We start from the raw sequence: 18,437 nt of genomic DNA on the forward strand, positions 1-18,437 counted from the left end.
GTGGCCAGCTAATCAGACCAGAACAGCGAGGTCCGTGTACTTGGCAACCATCGGATCGGCAGTGAGGAGCTTCATGGGTTCAGTCATGGCGGCCGCAATTATGAGGCGGTCAAAGGGTCGCGATGGTGATGTTCAAGGTCTTTCACGGCAATGGCATGCTCTGAAGTTACCGGCAGTTCGATAAAACCGCTGTCGAGGCAGTACTGACGGATTTCTTCCAGATCGACGTTTAGCTTCCCAATCCGACCTTGATTGCCATCTCCCAGAATGTTGCTGCGCTGATGTAGATGTCAGCAGCATTCTCAATCAGCTTTCTGGCTTTCCCAGACAGCCTGGGATCATCGCCAAGTGTCCAGAGAAGGATATGCGTGTCGAGCAGAAGCCTCATTGCCGTGTGTCCTCGAACGCATCGAGCATGTCGTCTGGCAGTGGGGCATCAAAGTCTTCTGGAAGCACCAGTTTGCCTTTCATCGCTCCGATACGCTGGCCGCGGGGTTTGCTCACTGGAACCAGACGAGCAAGCGCTCGACCATGCTTGGCAATCGTGATGATCTGCCCAGCCGCTGCGTCGTCGACGAGTTTGGACAGATTGTTTTTTGCTTCGGCCAAAGGAACGATGATCATACTTTCTCTCCTATATTCTGGACAAATATAGCCAGAATATTTGAGGGCGGCAAAGTTACTCTGCGCCTCAGCACAGGCAAGTGGCAGGTTGGGGTTTCGCGCTTCGTAGGGTAGATGCACGTCTTTATATTGATGTTCAGCAGCGAAGGCGTGGAAGCCATCTGCCAATTCAAAATAGATATCACGTTTCATTATTTGATTTCGCCTCGGTTGAGCCTTCCAGCAGTCATCCAAGATAGAGCTTTAGGCTCAACGCTGGCTGTAGGACGAAACGGACAATCTGGCGAGAGCCTTCTGTAATTGCCGGAGGCTTGGAGTCCAGCGGTAAAAAATCGTACAAAAGCCATCATACGATCCGCTATGTCCAGCTCATGTGGGAACGAGCGGGCCCGCTCTCACAGGTTGGTCGCTCACCGCAATCACTCGTTGGCTTCAGGAAACCCCAACCGAAACACCGTCATTGTGCCAGGCAAACTTTTCACCTCCGCAACCCCCTGATGCAGGCTCATGATCGAACGCACGATGGCCAAGCCCAGTCCGGTGCTGCCCTGCGCGCGGGAACGACTGCTGTCGACCCGGTAAAAGCGGTCGAACAGGTGCGGTAGGTGCTGCGCTTCGATGCCGGCGCCGGGATTGCTTACCAATAGCGAAACCTGTGTGGCCCCTCGTTCTATGAGCAGAGATACCGATTGCCCTTCCGGGCAATGGCGCAGGGCATTGGATAGCAGGTTGGAGATCGCCCGCTGGATCATCAAGCGATCGCCCAGCACACGCGCGCTGCCCACCACACTCAGATCAATCCGCTTCTCCTGCGCCGATAGGGAAAACAACTCGGCGACTTTCAACGCTTCGTCTTCCAGAGCGATCGACTCGAAAGGCGCGTGCGCCGTCGGTTGGCTGGCCTGCGCCAGAAACAGCATGTCCGAGACGATTCGCGCAACACGCTCCAGTTCTTCGGTGCAGGACACCAGAACGTCTTTGTACTCCTCAACCGTTCGCTCTCGCGACAGCGTCACTTGGGCTTTACCCATCAAGTTGTTGATGGGCGTGCGCAGTTCGTGGGCGAGGTCGTCGCAGAACTGCGACAACTGCTGCACGCCATTGTCGAGGCGATGCAGCATGAAATTGATGCCCTGCGCCAGTTCGCTGAGTTCCTGGGGCATGTTCACCACCGACAGCCGATGGTCAAGGTCTTGCGTCGAAACCATCGCTGCCACTTTGCGAAACTCGCGCATCGGTGCCAGACCTCGCTGCACCGCCCACCAGGCACTGAGGCCGATGAGGATCAGCAACAGCGGCAAAGCAACCAGCGTCGAGCGCAGATAAGCGCGCAGCAATGCCTGATCGTGTTCACTGTCCGTGGACAGCAGCACCGGGACGCTGGTCCCGTCCTTGATACGGATCAGCCTGGACGCGGTGAGAAATTTTGCGCCCTTGGCGTCGACGCTGCTGGAGTAAGCCAGTTGATCGGTGGCCGCCCGCACTTCCTTTAGTTCGAGGCGTGGATCGGCCATGCCGGAGCCGGATTTGAGCAGTGGTGTGCGCAGGTAGTACCGGTCATAAATGGTCAGGGTGAGGTTGTCATGCCCCATGACTTGATCGAGCAGAATGTGTGGCTTCGAACTGATTTCGCCGGGATTGGTATACATCGACAGGCTGTGCTCGACCTGTTGCATTTTCCTGGCCAGGCTGTCCCTGGATAACGCATTCAATTCGTGGGTCAGGGCAAAGTAGGCCAGTACCGCCAGGAACACCACCAGCAGAGCTCCGAGAATACTGACCGTCAGACCCAACCGCAGCGACAGGCTTGCAGGCTTCATTCCCGCGCCTCCAGCACATAGCCGACGCCGCGCAGGGTATGGATCAGTTTGCTGTCGAACGGATCGTCGATCTTCGCCCGCAGGCGCCGGATCGAGACCTCGACTACATTGGTGTCGCAGTCGAAGTTCATGTCCCACACCAGGGAAATGATCTGGGTACGGGTGAGCACTTCACCGGACTGGCGCATCAGCAGATGCAACAGGGCGAACTCCTTGGTGGTCAGGTCGATGCGCTGCACGCCACGAAAGGCCCGGTGACGCCCTGGATCGAGTTCCAGATCGGCGACCTTGAGTACTTGCGGCACCGGGGTGTTTTCGCTTCGACGCATCAGGGTGCGTACCCGTGCGAGTAATTCCGGAAACTCGAACGGCTTGACCAGATAGTCGTCGGCGCCCAGATCCAGGCCACGGATCTTGTCGGCCAGGCGACCGCGTGCGGTCAGCATCATCACCCGGGTGGAGTGGGTGCGGCGCAATTGTTCAAGCACGCCCCAGCCGTCCAGTTCCGGCAGATTGACGTCCAGAATGATCAGGTCGTAAAGCTGTTGTCGGGCCAGATGAAGTCCATCCGCGCCGGTTGCTGCGCGGTCAACGATATAACCACTTTCCGTCAGTCCCTGGTGCAAGTACTCGGCAGCTTTGAACTCGTCCTCGATGACAAGGATTCGCATGGTAAATCACCACTTTTATTTAATGGATGCGTCATTAAGGTGGTCGGGAAAGTTGTTGTTTTTGTAGGGTCTTCCGGACGGTTTTCAATAACAGCTGAATGATTGGGTTCTTGCTTTCCTACAGTTTTTTCTCTTGATCAGGACGTTGAGGCTAAAGTCTGTAGTGACTACAGAGTCAATCGAAGTCGTTGATTTAGAGCTGTCTGCGACAGCTTGTCGCAGAATTTGGCGCCGGAAATCCATCTGCCTCATGCGAATTTAAATTGGGCAAGTACTATTCGGAAGATAAAGTCCGGACATGTGTTTCGTTGTATTGCTGTGTCGATTTTGCACTTCGCATGCTAGATCGAAATTACTAATGATGATCGTGGATAACGTATTTGTAATGTTCCAGTCACCTTGCCGATAAGTTCAAAACCCTACCTTGGCGGCATCGAAAGTTTCTTGATTTGTAAAGGAAGTATCCAATTGCCCGGGTTAAATGAACTGACGGCGCGATCACGCCTGAAAAACACAATGCGGGTGGTGAGTACCACTGGCCTTTTGTTATTGGCAGGTCCTTGTTTTGCGGCTGTTCCGTCGGTGTCGACACTGACCCTCGATCAGGCCCTGCAAACGGCGTTTGCCGGCAACCCCGAACTTGCCGCGGCTCAATGGGAGATCGGTATCGCTGAAGGTGATCGGCGTCAGGCGGCGCTGATACCCAATCCCGAAGTATCCTGGGAGGCCGAGGATACCCGGCGCGACTCGCGAACCACCACGGTGATGATCAGCCAGCCGATCGAGTTGGGCGGCAAGCGCGGCGCGCGAATCGACGTCGCCAGCCGGGCGCAGGATGCCGCCGGGATAGAATTGGAGCGCAAGCGCAATGCTTTGCGCGCGGATGTGATTCAGGCGTTTTGCGCAGCCGAAACGGCGCAGCAAAGGTTGCAGTTGTCCCGTCAGTCGCAGGCTTTGGCCGAGCAGGGTTTGCGGGTGGCGCAAGGACGTATCCAGGCGGGCAAGTCGTCGCCGGTTGAAGGTACGCGGGCTCAGGTGCAATTGTCTGAAGTGCGGCTGGAGCTGAGCCGGGCCGAGCGCGATCAAGCCAATGCCTATCAGCAATTGGCGCAGGTCATGGGCGCGCCGTTGCCGACGTTGGTCAGTGTGCAACCTGCCCTCCACGGCATGCCTGCCGTGCCGCCGCCAACCCGGTTGCTTGAACGACTGAATGAAACTGCTGAACTGCGCCTGGCTAAATTGCAGATCGATCAGCGTGAAGCCTCATTGGGGCTGGAGAAGGCGCAGCGGATTCCCGATCTCACCGTGAGCATTGGCAGTCAGTACAGCGAACTGGAGCGCGAGCGGGTAAATGTCGTCGGGCTATCAATGCCCATCCCGTTGTTCAACCGCAATCAGGGCAATGTGCTGTCGGCGGCGCGACGTGCCGATCAGGCACGGGATCTGCGCAATGCCACCGAACTGCGTTTGCGCACGGAAATCCAGACCACGCTGGCGCAATGGCAGACCGCCAATGGCGAGGTCAGTGCATTCGATCAAACCATCCTGCCGGCCGCGCAGAGCGCAGTCGACAGCGCGACCCGCGGCTTCGAAATGGGCAAGTTCGGTTTTCTGGATGTACTCGATGCCCAGCGAACTCTGATCGGTGCTCGTACCCAGTACATCCAGGCCGTTGCCGAAGCGACAGACGCCAGAGTTCGCATTGAACGCATTTTTGGGGATCTCGGCGCGCCAGGCGTGAACCGCTGAATTTCATTCCACATCTTTAACAACTGCTCTACCGCGCAGTACCAGGGAAACCGTGGCTGTCGGCGGCATGACGCAGAGGAGTTTTCATGGATAAAAAACTGATGGTTGTCGCTGCGGCGGCGTTGACCCTGGGCATCGGAATCGGCGGATTGTGGGTGGGTAACTCATCCATTGACGCTCATGCCGATGAAGCGTCGGAGCACGCCGATCATGCCGAAGAAGGCGCATCAGCCGGCGGCGAACATGCCGAAGGTGAAAGCGAGGAAGGGCACCTGACCCTCAGTGGCGAACAGATCGCAGCGGCCGGCATTCAACTGGCCGAAGCCCGTGCGCAGAGCATCAGCCTCGGGATGCCGTTCCCCGGTGAAGTGCGCTTCGACGAAGACCGCACCGCGCACGTGGTGCCGCGAGTGCCGGGAGTGGTTGAGTCGGTGCAAGTCAATCTCGGGCAGTCTGTGAAAAAGGGCCAGTTGTTGGCGGTGATCGCCAGTCAGCAGATCTCCGACCAGCGCAGCGAGCAGGCTGCCGCGCAACGGCGTCTGGCGTTGGCTCGCACCACCTTCGAGCGTGAGCGCCAGTTGTGGCAGGACAAAATCTCTGCCGAGCAGGATTTTCTTCAGGCTCGACAGGCGCTGGAAGAAGCTGAAATCGCCCTGGACAATGCCCGGCAGAAAATCAGCGTGCTCAGTGGCAGTGCCGTCGCCAGCGGAGGCAACCGCTACGAGCTACGGGCGCCGTTCGATGGCGTGGTGGTGGAAAAACACCTGACGCCGGGTGAGGTGGTCGACGAAACAACAAATGCCTTTACGCTCTCGGACCTGTCCAGGGTGTGGGTGACCTTTGGCGTTTCGCCCAAGGATTTGGACAAGGTGCAAGTGGGCAAACCGGTCACGATCAGCGCTTCGGAGCTGAACGCCGAAGTCGAGGGGACCGTGGCGTATGTCGGCAGTTTACTGGGAGAGCAGACGCGTACCGCGACGGTTCGCGTGACCCTGGCCAATCCTCAGGGCGCCTGGCGTCCCGGGCTGTTCGTGACCGCACTGGTCGCGACCGACAGCCGCCAAACCAAGGTAGCCGTCCCGGAAACCGCGATCCAGACCGTCGAGGACAAACCCACGGTGTTCATTCGCACCGTCGACGGCTTCAAGGCACAGCCGGTGGAGCTGGGCAGCCGCGCGGCCGGCCAGGTGGAAATTACTCAAGGACTGGAGGCCGGTATGCAAGTCGTCGACGCCGGCAGCTTCATTCTCAAATCGGAGCTGGGCAAAGCCTCGGCCGAACATTCCCACTGATCCGCCCCCCCCGACGAGAAGGTTCTCATGTTCGAACGCCTGATCCAGTTTGCCATCGAGCAGCGCATCATCGTGCTGCTCGCCGTTCTACTCATGGCCGGCCTCGGCATCGCCAGTTACCAAAGCTGCCGATCGACGCCGTGCCCGACATCACCAACGTTCAGGTGCAGATCAATACTGGTGCCGCTGGGTTCTCACCGCTGGAAACCGAGCAGCGCATCACCTTTCCGATAGAAACCGCCATGGCCGGCCTGCCAGCGCTGGAACAGACCCGTTCGCTGTCGCGTTCCGGGTTGTCGCAGGTCACGGTGATCTTCAAGGATGGCACCGATCTGTTCTTTGCCCGGCAATTGGTCAACGAGCGCTTGCAGATCGCCAAGGAGCAATTGCCTGAAGGTACGCAGGCGCAGATGGGGCCGATTTCCACCGGCCTTGGCGAAATTTTCCTGTGGACGGTAGAGGCACAGGAAGGTGCGCTCAAGGACGACGGAACCGCCTACACGCCAACTGATCTGCGGGTGATTCAGGACTGGATCATCAAGCCGCAGTTGCGCAATGTTCCAGGCGTGGCCGAGATCAACACCATCGGCGGGTTTGCCAAGGAGTATCAGATTGCGCCCGATCCGAAAAAACTGGCCGCCTACAAACTGACTCTCACTGACCTTGTCACAGCGCTGGAGCGCAACAACGCCAACGTCGGTGCCGGTTACATCGAGCGCAGCGGCGAACAACTGCTGATTCGCGCACCCGGCCAAGTGGCAAGTACCGAGGACATTGCCAATATCGTGATGGCCAACGTCGACGGCACGCCGATCCGGGTCAGGAATGTCGCGACCGTGGACATCGGTCGTGAACTGCGCACCGGCGCCGCCACGGAGAACGGCCGGGAAGTGGTACTGGGTACGGTGTTCATGCTGATCGGCGAAAATAGCCGCACTGTCTCCCAAGCGGTGGCCGCCAGACTCGAGCAGATCAACCGCTCACTGCCCAAAGGCGTGATCGCCGTAGCGGTGTATGACCGCACGCACCTGGTAGACAAGGCGATTGCCACGGTGAAGAAGAATCTGGTCGAAGGCGCGGTGTTGGTCATCGCGATTCTGTTCCTGTTTCTGGGCAACATTCGTGCGGCATTGATTACCGCCATGGTGATTCCACTGTCGATGCTTTTCACTTTTACCGGCATGTTCAGCAATAAGGTCAGTGCCAATCTCATGAGCCTCGGCGCTCTGGATTTCGGCATCATCGTTGACGGCGCGGTGGTGATCGTCGAAAACACCCTGCGGCGGCTGGCCCATGCCCAGCAACATCACGGGCGTCTGCTGACTCGATCCGAGCGCTTCCATGAAGTGTTCGCGGCGGCCAAAGAGGCGCGCCGCCCGCTGATTTTCGGCCAGTTGATCATTATGGTCGTGTATCTGCCGATCTTCGCCCTGAGCGGTGTTGAAGGAAAAATGTTCCACCCGATGGCCTTCACCGTGGTCATCGCGTTGTTGGGCGCCATGCTCTTGTCCGTAACGTTTGTCCCGGCGGCCATCGCGCTGTTTGTCACCGGCAAGGTCAAGGAACAGGAAGGTGTGGTCATGCGCGGCGCGCGTCGGCTGTATGCGCCGGCACTGGCCTGGGTCATGGGCCATCGGGCATTCGCCGTCGCCATGGCGCTCGCGGTGATTGCGCTCAGTGGCGTGTTGACCAGCCGCATGGGCAGCGAGTTTGTGCCGAGCCTCAGTGAAGGCGATTTTGCCCTGCAAGCCTTGCGGGTGCCGGGCACCAGTTTGACGCAGTCGGTCGATATGCAGCAGCGTCTGGAAACACTGATTCTCGCCAAAGTGCCGGAGGTCGAGCGCGTTTTCGCCCGTACCGGCACCGCTGAAATTGCCTCAGACCCGATGCCGCCGAACATCTCCGATAGCTACGTAATGCTTAAGCCGAAGGAGCAGTGGCCGGATCCGGGCAAGCCCCGTGAAACGCTGATGGCCGAGCTGCAACAGGTTGCCGCGACGCTGCCGGGCAGCAACTATGAGCTGTCGCAACCGATCCAGTTGCGCTTCAACGAACTGATTTCCGGCGTGCGCAGTGATGTGGCGGTCAAGGTGTTCGGTGATGACATGGCTGTGCTCAACAGTACGGCAGCGAAGATTGCTGCCGCCATGCAAAAAATCAGTGGCGCCTCCGAGGTCAAGGTCGAGCAGACCTCCGGCCTGCCGGTACTGACCATCAACATCGACCGCGACAAGGCGGCGCGTTACGGGCTCAACGTCGGCGATGTGCAAGACACCATTGCCGTCGCGGTTGGCGGACGGCAGGCAGGCACGTTGTATGAAGGTGACCGGCGATTCGACATGGTGGTGCGTTTGTCCGATGCCATGCGTAAGGATATCGATGGCTTGTCGGCGCTATTGATTCCGGTGCCGGCGCCGCTCAATGGCAATGCCGGGCAGATCGGTTTCATCGCGCTCAAGGAGGTTGCCAGCCTCGATCTGGTATTGGGGCCGAATCAAGTCAGTCGCGAGAACGGCAAGCGCCTGGTGATCGTCAGCGCCAACGTGCGTGGACGCGATATCGGATCCTTCGTAGAGGAGGCGGGCGAAGCGCTTGAGCGCGATGTTCAGATCCCTGCCGGTTACTGGATCAGTTGGGGCGGGCAGTTCGAGCAGTTGCAATCGGCTGCCAAACGCTTGCAGATCGTGGTGCCGGTCGCGTTGCTGCTGGTGTTCGGCCTGCTGTTCATGATGTTCAACAACCTCAAGGACGGCCTGCTGGTGTTCACCGGGATTCCGTTTGCCTTGACCGGTGGTGTCATGGCCTTGTGGTTGCGTGATATCCCGCTGTCGATATCTGCTGGCGTCGGTTTCATCGCACTGTCGGGGTGGCGGTGCTTAACGGTCTGGTGATGATCGCGTTTATCCGCAACCTGCGCGAGGAGGGCCGCTCACTGGGCGATGCGATCAACGAAGGCGCACTCACACGTCTGCGGCCGGTGCTGATGACGGCGCTTGTGGCTTCGTTGGGCTTCATTCCCATGGCATTGGCTACCGGCACCGGTGCGGAGGTGCAACGCCCGCTGGCAACGGTGGTGATTGGGGGCATTCTGTCCTCCACTATCCTCACGCTGTTATTGCTTCCTGCGCTGTATCAGATGGCCCATCGGCGTGAAGTGTAGGAGCAAAGCTTGCTCGCGAAACGGCCTGACTTTTCAGGATGTACGCAGCCTCTGTAGGAGCCGGCTTGCTGGCGAAGACGGCAGTCCAGTCAACAATGCAGTGCCTGATACACCGCCATCGCCAGCAAGCCGGCTCCTACAGGTTATTCCAAGCGACCCGCCGTGGCCTTTTCCACATAACGGATATGTAATTTCGGCGCCACCGTGACGAAAGGTTCGGATTGTTACCCTGACCTCGTTAATTAAATGAGGTCTCAAACATGAAATTTGCACAACTGAGTACGTTTGCTGCAGCGTTGCTTCTGTCTTCTGCTGCGATGGCTGAAGGCGGTGGCGACAGAACGTTCGAAAAAATGATGGCTGCCAATGGCCGCTCGATGGAGCTGTTTGTTGCCAAGGAACAGACTCGTGATCCTGTCGTTGTGAATGAAAAAAAGGACGACAAGACTAAAGACTTGTAAGCGCGTCGCGTTAGAACGAGCCCGTCATCGATAGCCGATGGTGGGCTTTTTTATGAGCCGGTTTTGAAGGTGAAGAATATGAAATTGATCAAGCTGATTGCGCTCGCCGGGGTTATGGCGGTGTCCCTGAATGTACTCGCTGAAGGTGGCGGTGACAGGACGTTCGAGAAAATGCTGACTGCCAACGCCAAAGCCATGGAGCAATACGCCGCCAACCAGGGCAAGCCCGCACCGGTGGTAAAGGTCTATGAATACGGCATGAAGCTGGATGTGGTCAAAGTGGTGAGCGTTGTGCGGCCAGCTGCTGATTGCGCCGTGGTGCCCGCCGCAATGACGTATGAGGATTCAAAAGGCGAACTCAACACCCTTAGATACATCGTGGTGGGAGACTGCCGCAAAAACAGCGGCTAACTCCGACCCTTCTGGAACGGCCGCAGACACCCGGCAGTTCCAGGAATCGCGTTGATTTTTTGAGGCATAAAAAAGGCGCCCCGAAGGACGCCAAAAAATTCACCTCTTTCCAAAGGAGCAAGGAGCTTCTAAAGGTGAACAGGTACAAGTCGTGGGTTACAGAATGGCCAGCGGGTATTCGACAATCACCCGCACTTCATCCAGATCCGATTCGAACGCCGTGGCGCGGGTATTGGCCTGACGCAGGCGCAGCGACATATCTTTGAGTGAACCGCTCTGCACCACGTATTTGACTTCGATGTCACGTTCCCAGCGCTTCTGGTCGGTCAGCGGGTTACCGTCGGCATCGCGGCGCATATACACGGTGTTGGCGTTGGAATAGTCGGCGTCGGTGCCTCGGGCGTAACGGGTCATGAACGACAACCCCGGCACGCCATAGCTGCTCATGTCGAGGTCATAGCGCACCATCCAGGAACGCTCCTTGGGCGAGTTGAAGTCGCTGTACTGGATGGAATTGTCGAGGAAGATCGAATCGGACTGGCGCAGATAGTCGAAGTCGTCATTGCCGTTGTTGCGCTGGTGCGATAACGCAACGGAGTGCGCGCCGAGTTTCACGCCGACCCGGCCGCTCCAGATGTTGTTGTCGAACTCGCCAAGCAATTGTTTGCCTTCGTCGACAGCCTTGTAATAGTTCAGGCCGCCAAACAGCGAAAGGTCGTCGGACAGTGGGTATGTCCAGGCGGTGCCGGCGTAGTATTGATTCCAGGCATCTTTGAGGCGACTGGAATACAGACTGAAGCTGAGGTTTTTGTTCAGGGCATAGTCGCCACCAAAATAACCGATCCACGGTGAATTGACCGGGCCGCCGTAGAACGTGGCGAAGTTTTCGCGCATGTCGCTGGAAACCGGTTGGCTCATCGCATGCAGGCGACCACCTTGTACCGACAGACCTTCGATACTGGTGTTGGTGGCCGTGACGCCCCGGAAGCTTTCCGGCAGCAACCGGGAATCTCCCGCCGCAACCACCGGGGTGGCAGGGAACACATCACCGACCTTCACCACGGTATCGAAGGCGCGCACTTTGGCTGCGCCACCGACCTTGGTGTATTCGTCACTCGCCTTGCCTTCACTGTTGACCGGCAACACATCGAACGAACTGCGGCCGCCGTTGCGCCCGTCACCGGTATCGAGTTTCAAGCCAATCATCGCAAACGCATCGACGCCGAACCCGACGGTGCCTTGGGTAAAACCGGATTCGAACTTGCCGATGATGCCGTGGGCCCAGGCTTCGGAATATCCGTTGCCCGTAGGGCTGGACTGGCCGTTACGGTGATCGCGATTGAAATAGAAGTTGCGGTTGAGCACCGTCAGGCTGCTGCCCTCGACAAAGCCCTCGGCTTTATCCTCCGCAAACACCATGGACGGCCCGGAGCCGACAACCACAGCTAAAGCGGCCATCGACACTTTTGAATTGTTAACCATCAAACACTCCTGGGGTTGGGCAGAACGGGAACGTGCTTCGGCGTGGGTTTTATTGTTCGGCGGGCAAGGGCCCACCGGCATCGTCGCCGGGTGACATCGTTGCAATCTGCGGATAACGCCAAGGTGATGGGGGAATTACAATTTCGTTAGGTGCGCCTGCGATGTAAGGCACTCCCCTGTGGGAGCGAGCTTGCTCGCGATGGCGGTGTGTCAGAGAAGTAAACGTTGGCCGGTATGACGCTTTCGCGAGCAGGCTCGCTTGTATGTTTAGACTTGAAGTGGAACAGAGCTAGAGATGGCAGAACACCAATGCACCAATGGCGGTGTGCAAGCTTGTCCGCCAGTGGTGCGTTGCGATTGCAAGTCAGCCGAAGTCGCAGTAGCCGGGACTACTCTGGCGGGTCAAGTTGGTCCAGCGCTCGATTTACCGCCAGTTCGCCGAGCATGATGATTTGCGCAATGCCAAGTAGGGAGTTGCGCCTGGGCCCTTCCATATGATCCGCCAAATCCATGGTCATGACATTGGCCGAGGCCAGCGACTCGCAAGCATGGGCCAGCAGGGTTTCGGTATCGAGCTCAGGGTTGACGATGGACATGGTGCCCGGTGTGCGCGGGATGTCCATGATGGGGGGCTCTGGTTTTAAGTGATCGTCGAAGTCGCGCTCGGCGGCTTCGTGCGGGCGTTTTGAGTCGAGGGTTTCGTACGGGGATGTCGGATCGGTGTCTGGCGGGTTGGGTGTTACTTTGAACATGGTGAATCCTCGTTTACTGGTGAGGCTGCCACATTCGTTTCCAAGCGAAGGGGTGGCAGCTGTACGCAGGTTGGAAAACCAGGGTAAACGAGCCCGGCAGACCCAGAAGGTCTCCCACGCACAGCCGCCATAACGAAACCACATAGTGCTAACGAGTACGTTATGAAGAGTGTCTTAGTGTCGTTTACCCATCGGGTTTCCAAGCCCGACCGCTGATTTTCAGCGGCACGGAAACGATAGAACCAGGGCTCACGGCGCACAAGCCGGCGGATTCTGTCGTACCCGTAGGTAACGACGCAAGGTGTTGTAGCTTTCGAGAAGTAATTTTCGTGGCTATTAAACAGACGCGTTTAAGCTTCTTTCAGTGGGCATCTTCTGTGCAAAAAACTACCTTTTGGAACTACTGCTGTAGGAAATGGGTTGTTTGCTTTTAGGAACTTTCTTATTCGTTCTTTTTGGTTGTTCCAGCGGGATTGCTGCCAGCAAGCGTCCCGCCGTCTTATTTGTCGTCGCCCAATACCCTCTCTACTTCGCGCTTCTGCCGCGACGAGAGGGAAGGCAAATCAAATCGATGACAATAAGGAAGTTGTAAATGAATGCACCTCTGCACACCTCGTACACCAACGAACTATCTCCGGAAGTTCTCAGCAGCCTGGACATTTCGCCGTTCACCGAGGAAGAACTCGCGCAATTTAACGAAGAAGCTCGGACGATCGTTCTTCAACAGCGCGCTTACGTAGAGGCGCATCGCCCTTGCGCCATTTATCGCTTCGCAACCGAAGGTAGCCAGACCCGTGATGGCGGGGTAATCCAGCAGGGGACGTCGCTGTTGGAATTCACGTTGGATTGCGGTCGGAAAGTGCGTGCGGCACAGAAAGGCATGTCGTCACTTATACCGATGGCAGAACGGCGCAGATCGTAACCACTGCCGGGGAAGGGAACAGTTACCTGGCACTGGTTGGCAGCCGTCTCAGCAATGGCGACGAAATCATCAATACGCCACAAGACATTGGCTTGTTCGTCGTGCGCGAGGGTGACTCGATGTCAGACGATTTTCTACCCTCTACCGAGGGAGAAGAAATCCCATGACCAAGGGCTATTTCATTGGCAAGGATGACGAGACCGCCTGCGGTGGCAAAGTCCTCGATGGCGATATCCACGCCATCATCCATGGCGTCGCCCGTGCCTATGAGGGTGATCGGGTCACCTGTGGCAAGGACGGTAAGACATACAGGATCGTCGGTGGCATTGCGTATATGACCAGTAACGGTAGAGCCGTGGCGGGTACGTTGGATAGCCGTAGTGGTTGCCCCTGCAAAGCGGAATTGATTCCGTCGGTATTTTCCGCCGGTTACCGTACCGAAATGTCCGCACCGCCAGTGGCCAGGCGAGCGGCTCCAACAGCCGAGCCGGTGGTAAGCAGCCGTTCGGTGGCGAGTGGGCAATCCGGTTTCGCTCCGGCGAGCCATCCAGTATCACCGGTATTCGGCAGTGCGCTGGCTGAGGAGCCCGGCTTCTATGTCGTGCCTAAAAGCATATCTCGCGGAGCGCTGGAAACTGCGCTTTTTGGCACCCGCGATGCGGCGGTAATGCGCAAGTTTCAAGCGGTGAACCCAGGCCTTGGCGACGTCAAGGCGGGCTCGATGATCGTGTTGGGCGATCCGAACAACAGCTCCTGCACCTATCAGGAAGCGCAACTGATGCAGGCTGCGCAGCAGGTCAAGGCTGCCCTCGATCCTCTAACGCCGGATGAAGCCGAGTTCATGTACCGCCACGCGGCGGAAATCGCCAGTTTCACCGGCCAGACCTCCACTTGGCTCGGCGTCAGCGCGGCGATGATGGAGAAACACTTGGCCAGTCTGCGCGACACCCTGCAAGCGATGGAACGTTTGCATCAAGACAGCTACCGTCAACACGGCCATCTCAGATCACCGCAGTTCTTTGCCGACCGCCAACGCCTGCTCGCGCAGCTCGATGCCCACTTGCTGAACTCCACTCGCCTGCGTAGCCAGACTACGTTGGGCGATCATCCCAAGCTGAAAACGGCGCTTGGCATTTCCAGTCGTAGTCTGGTGCACCACTGGGACAAGGCGGGTGCGCCGGGGCAGATACCGGGTTATGCCACTCATGTGAATGCAATCAGCCGGGCTGCCAAGTACATGAGTGCAGGGGGGTACATCGGTATCGGGATTGGCGGGGTTTCTTCGTTGCTGGCTGTTCAGGAGGTTTGTGTTGGTGACTCTGGGGCGGCTTGCGAGAAGGTTAAATTCACCGAAGGAGGGAGATTTGCCGGATCCACAATGGGGGGAATAATGGGCGGAGCAGTTCTTCCTTGGGTTGGTCGTCCCGTTTGCTTGGCACTAGGTGCTAGCACGGCGGTAGGAGGCGTAATTTGCTTTGCGGCGCTGGTTGGAGCTGGTTCATGGGCGGGGGCAGATGCCGTTGGTAGGGGAGGCGAATTTATAGGAGAGAAATTTTTTGAAGCTAGACAGCCATGATTAGTGTCGATTACTGGTCTGCTTGGGTTGCAATCATTGTTATTGGTGGCCCAATTCCGTTGGGGGCTGTGAACCTCGTATACAGCTTGTATCTAAGCCGCCGTCACCTGGACGCCATGATGGAAGCCTTGAAAAGTAGCCGCTTCGTCTACTTGTGGGGCCCCGCATGGCGGGGTCGGGGCTGGTTCGGAGGCTTTGTACTGATCACTGTAATCGCCGGAATAGTGGTGTGGCCGAAAGCGGACATCCGCTATGGCAGATTGGATTCCGCGGATATCGAAAACTTTCCTCCTCGTCTGAAACGTCTTTTAGTCATTTATGTAACGATGATGATCATTACTGTGGTTTGGATGGGGATTACATACGTGTTACTAAAACTCAGATAACTCGATAGCCGAATTTCCAGGTTGTCATTGAAGCACCAAACGCAAAAACGGCACCCGAAGGTGCCGTTTCTGTTTTTACCGAGTATCGCTAAGCGATCAACCCGCCAACCCCGATTGCTGAACCAGGTTCAGCAGCGGCTGCGGATACACACCGAGGAAGAACGCCACCAGGGCGATGGCCAGCAGCATTACGCCGCCTGCCTTCTGTTCCCAGTGCAGTTGCGCATCGTGGCGACGCAGGTTCGGTTCGATCAAGTACAGGGTGACCATCACGCGCAGGTAGTAGAACACGCCGATGGCGCTGCCCAGTACCAGGGAACCGACCAGCCACCATTGGTGCGACTCGACACCGGTGGCGATGATGTAGAACTTGCCGATGAAGCCCGCGGTCAGCGGGATACCGGCCAGGGACAGCATCATCACGGTCAGTACGGCGGTCAGGTACGGACGGCGCCAGAACAGGCCGCGGTATTCGTACAGGGCGTCCGCATCACGGCCTTTGTACGGCGAAGACATCAGGGTGATCACGCCGAATGCGCCCAGGCTGGTGATCACGTAGGTGACCAGGTACACGCCGATGGCTTCCACGGCCAGACCCTTGCTCGCCACCAGGGCGATCAGCAGGTAACCGAAGTGGGCGATGGACGAGTAACCCAGCAGACGCTTGAGGTTGCTCTGGGTCAGTGCCAGCAGGTTACCGAACAGGATCGACGCGATGGCAATGATGGTCAGCACGTCGCTCAGTACACCGCTGCTCGCCGCTGGCGAGATCTGGAACAGACGCACCATTACCGCGAACACAGCCACTTTGGAAGCGGTCGCCAGGAACGCTGCAACCGGCGCCGGAGCACCTTCGTAAACGTCTGGGGTCCAGAGGTGGAACGGTACCAGCGACAACTTGAATGCCAGACCGATCAGCATCATGCCCAGGCCCAACTGAGCCAGCGAGCTCGGCAGGCCGGTGGCCGCCAGGGCCTGGCCGATACCGGTGAAACTCAGGGAGCCGGAGTCGGCGTAGAGCAGGGCCATACCGAACAACAGGAATGCGGAACCGGCAGCCGACAGCACCATGTACTTGATACCGGCTTCGAGCGAACGCTTGTTGAAGAAGGCGTAAGCCACCAGACCGTAGACCGGTACCGAAAGCAGCTCCAGACCGATGAACAAGCCGGCCAAGTGTTGCGCGCTGACCAGCACCAGGCCACCGGCGGCGGCCATCAGGATCAGCAGGTACAGTTCTTCACGGTTGCCCGGGTAACCCGTACCGCCATCGCCGAGATAGGCGTGGGCGAGGGTCACACAGGCGAGGGTAGCGATCAGGATCAGCGCCATGTACAGGCACGCGAAGCTATCGATCTGCAGCAATGGCGTCACAGCCAGTGGCGCGACTTTCAAAGCCGGCAGGATCGACAGCAATGCCAGGTTCAGACCCGCCACCGACAGCAGGAAGGTCTGGGAGTGGTTGCGGCGCCAGGCGATAGCCAACATCACCACGATGATCGTGGCGCTGGTGATCAACAGTGGCCCAAGCGCAATAAAGTGTTGAAGTGTGAATTCCATAGCGCTCTTACCGGGCCGAAGCGAGTTGAGTGAAGGCGGTGCCGAACCACTGCTGCACGCCATGCATCGTCGCGGCAGAGGTATCGAGGAACGGTTGCGGGTAGACGCCGATGAAAATCAGCAGCGCTGCCAGACCGACCACCATGATCAGTTCGCGACCATCCATGCCATGCAGCACCGCGTCCGATTTGGACGGGCCGAAGTAGGCACGGTGGATCATGATCAGCGAGTAGACCGAACCGAACACCAGGCCGGACGTCGCGATGATGGTGACCCATGGGGCGATCGGGAAGGTGCCGATCAGGATCAGGAACTCGCCGACGAAGTTGCCGGTAACCGGCAGGCCCAGGGACGCGGCTGCGAAAAACAGGCTGAGTGCCGGCAGGTAAGCGATCTTCGACCACAGGCCTCCCATTTCACGCATGTCGCGGGTGTGGGTGCGTTCGTACAGCTGGCCACTCAGGATAAAGAGTGCCGCGGCCGACAGACCGTGCGCCAGCATCTGCATTATCGCGCCCTGCAACGCCAGTTGGCTGCCGGAGTAGATGCCGATCAGTACGAAGCCCATGTGGGAAACGGACGAGAAGGCAATCAGACGCTTGATGTCGGTTTGCGCGAACGCCAGGAACGCACCGTAGAAGATCCCGATCAAACCCAGGGTCATGGCAAACGGCGCGAACTCGGCCGACGCATTCGGGAACAGCGGCAGGGCGAAACGCAGCAGGCCGTATGCAGCAGTCTTCAGCAAGATACCGGCGAGGTCGACGGAACCTGCGGTCGGTGCCTGGGCGTGAGCGTCAGGCAACCAGGAGTGGAACGGTACAACTGGCAGTTTCACTGCGAAGGCAATGAAGAAGCCGAGCATCAGGATGTACTCGGTGGTCATCGACATCTTGGTTTTCAACAGGTCGGCGTAGTTGAAGGTAATCACGCCGGTGTCGTTGAAGTTGACCAGTACCAGACCCAGGATCGCCACCAGCATGATCAGGCCGGAAGCCTGAGTGAAGATGAAGAACTTGGTCGCCGCATAGATCCGGGTTTTCTTGCCGTCCGAAGAACTGTGACCCCAGAGCGCGATGAGGAAGTACATCGGCACCAGCATCATTTCCCAGAAGAAGAAGAACATGAACAGGTCGAGGGCGAGGAACACGCCGACAACGCCGCCCAGGATCCACATCAGGTTCAGGTGGAAGAAGCCAACGTGACGTTGAATCTCTTTCCACGAGCAGAGTACCGAGAGGACACCCAGCAAACCGGTCAGCATGATCATCAACAGCGACAGGCCGTCGAGGGCCAAGTGCACGCTGATGCCGAAACGCTGGATCCAGATGTGCTTGAACTCAAGCACCCAAGTCGGATCGGCGCCAGGTTTTGGTGCCAACGAATAGTCGCCGTGGGCCCACAGCCAGAGGCCGAGAGCGAGCAGCAGGGACATGGTGATCAGCGCAATCCAGCGGGGGAGGGTGGCGCCGAAGCGCTCACCCATCCAGCACAGCAGGCCGCCGATGAAGGGGATCAGGATTAGCCAAGGCAGAATCATGACGGGCTCAATTCCTTTCGCAAGTTCGCAA

General features: G+C 58.0%; 14 protein-coding genes and 2 pseudogenes. 8 read left to right on the forward strand and 8 right to left on the reverse strand.

Annotation, left to right across the window (positions count from 1 at the left end; translation table 11 throughout):
- Positions 1 to 12: 12 nt before the first annotated feature.
- The 4 genes and pseudogenes from CES87_RS23135 to CES87_RS23150 form a co-directional block, all read right to left on the reverse strand.
- Positions 13 to 388 (reverse strand): annotated as a pseudogene (locus CES87_RS23135) (type II toxin-antitoxin system VapC family toxin).
- Positions 385 to 816, reverse strand: coding sequence for a type II toxin-antitoxin system Phd/YefM family antitoxin (locus CES87_RS33555; RefSeq protein ID WP_256591056.1), 432 nt, complete (start codon positions 814 to 816; stop codon positions 385 to 387). The pseudogene CES87_RS23135 and the gene CES87_RS33555 overlap by 4 nt, the downstream one beginning before the upstream one ends.
- 227 nt (positions 817 to 1,043) lie before the next feature.
- Positions 1,044 to 2,444, reverse strand: coding sequence for a heavy metal sensor histidine kinase (locus CES87_RS23145; protein WP_128607915.1), 1,401 nt, complete (start codon positions 2,442 to 2,444; stop codon positions 1,044 to 1,046).
- A complete protein-coding gene (locus CES87_RS23150; protein ID WP_128607916.1) occupies positions 2,441 to 3,115 on the reverse strand; it encodes a heavy metal response regulator transcription factor in 675 nt (224 codons plus the stop codon). Before CES87_RS23150 ends, CES87_RS23145 begins: the two co-directional genes overlap by 4 nt.
- 468 nt (positions 3,116 to 3,583) lie before the next feature.
- Here CES87_RS23150 and CES87_RS23155 point away from each other — a divergent pair, with 468 nt between their 5' ends.
- The 5 genes and pseudogenes from CES87_RS23155 to CES87_RS23175 all read left to right on the forward strand — a co-directional run bounded on the left by CES87_RS23155 (position 3,584) and on the right by CES87_RS23175 (position 10,188).
- On the forward strand, positions 3,584 to 4,864 hold the full coding sequence (locus tag CES87_RS23155; protein ID WP_128607917.1) for a TolC family protein: 1,281 nt from the start codon (positions 3,584 to 3,586) through the stop codon (positions 4,862 to 4,864).
- 86 nt (positions 4,865 to 4,950) lie between these two features.
- The gene (locus CES87_RS23160) at positions 4,951 to 6,156 is read left to right on the forward strand and encodes an efflux RND transporter periplasmic adaptor subunit (protein WP_128607918.1); all 1,206 of its coding nucleotides are present in this window, start codon (positions 4,951 to 4,953) and stop codon (positions 6,154 to 6,156) included.
- Positions 6,157 to 6,183: 27 nt separating this feature from the next.
- Positions 6,184 to 9,316: pseudogene (locus CES87_RS23165) on the forward strand (CusA/CzcA family heavy metal efflux RND transporter).
- A 260-nt stretch (positions 9,317 to 9,576) separates the two neighbouring features.
- The gene (locus CES87_RS23170; protein WP_128607919.1) at positions 9,577 to 9,777 is read left to right on the forward strand and encodes a co-regulatory protein PtrA N-terminal domain-containing protein; all 201 of its coding nucleotides are present in this window, start codon (positions 9,577 to 9,579) and stop codon (positions 9,775 to 9,777) included.
- Positions 9,778 to 9,855: 78 nt separating this feature from the next.
- Complete coding sequence (locus CES87_RS23175; RefSeq protein WP_128607920.1) at positions 9,856 to 10,188, forward strand: DUF2790 domain-containing protein; 333 nt, start codon at positions 9,856 to 9,858, stop codon at positions 10,186 to 10,188.
- 156 nt (positions 10,189 to 10,344) lie between these two features.
- Here the strand turns inward: CES87_RS23175 and CES87_RS23180 are convergent, their stop codons facing one another.
- Together CES87_RS23180 and CES87_RS23185 are read right to left on the reverse strand one after the other, a co-directional pair.
- Entirely contained in the window at positions 10,345 to 11,670 is a 1,326-nt protein-coding gene (locus CES87_RS23180; protein WP_128607921.1) for an OprD family porin, read from the reverse strand.
- 389 nt (positions 11,671 to 12,059) lie between these two features.
- Positions 12,060 to 12,422 (reverse strand): DUF6124 family protein, encoded by a 363-nt coding sequence (locus tag CES87_RS23185; RefSeq protein ID WP_128607922.1) that lies wholly within the window; start codon positions 12,420 to 12,422, stop codon positions 12,060 to 12,062.
- 592 nt (positions 12,423 to 13,014) lie between these two features.
- Here CES87_RS23185 and CES87_RS23190 point away from each other — a divergent pair.
- The 3 genes from CES87_RS23190 to CES87_RS23200 all read left to right on the forward strand — a co-directional run bounded on the left by CES87_RS23190 (position 13,015) and on the right by CES87_RS23200 (position 15,306).
- Positions 13,015 to 13,344, forward strand: coding sequence for a hypothetical protein (locus tag CES87_RS23190; protein ID WP_256591057.1), 330 nt, complete (start codon positions 13,015 to 13,017; stop codon positions 13,342 to 13,344).
- Positions 13,345 to 13,507: 163 nt separating this feature from the next.
- Positions 13,508 to 14,920, forward strand: coding sequence for a PAAR domain-containing protein (locus CES87_RS23195; protein ID WP_128607923.1), 1,413 nt, complete (start codon positions 13,508 to 13,510; stop codon positions 14,918 to 14,920).
- Positions 14,917 to 15,306, forward strand: coding sequence for a hypothetical protein (locus tag CES87_RS23200; protein ID WP_128607924.1), 390 nt, complete (start codon positions 14,917 to 14,919; stop codon positions 15,304 to 15,306). Before CES87_RS23195 ends, CES87_RS23200 begins: the two co-directional genes overlap by 4 nt.
- A gap of 96 nt (positions 15,307 to 15,402) precedes the next feature.
- Here the strand turns inward: CES87_RS23200 and nuoN are convergent, their stop codons facing one another.
- Both nuoN and nuoM read right to left on the reverse strand, forming a co-directional pair.
- Positions 15,403 to 16,866, reverse strand: a complete 1,464-nt coding sequence (nuoN, locus tag CES87_RS23205; protein WP_128607925.1) for an NADH-quinone oxidoreductase subunit NuoN — start codon at positions 16,864 to 16,866, stop codon at positions 15,403 to 15,405.
- A gap of 7 nt (positions 16,867 to 16,873) precedes the next feature.
- Positions 16,874 to 18,406, reverse strand: a complete 1,533-nt coding sequence (gene nuoM / locus CES87_RS23210; RefSeq protein ID WP_128607926.1) for an NADH-quinone oxidoreductase subunit M — start codon at positions 18,404 to 18,406, stop codon at positions 16,874 to 16,876.
- Between the last annotated feature and the right edge of the window lie 31 nt (positions 18,407 to 18,437).

This window comes from Pseudomonas sp. ERMR1:02, from assembly GCF_002277815.1.
Lineage (GTDB): Bacteria > Pseudomonadota > Gammaproteobacteria > Pseudomonadales > Pseudomonadaceae > Aquipseudomonas.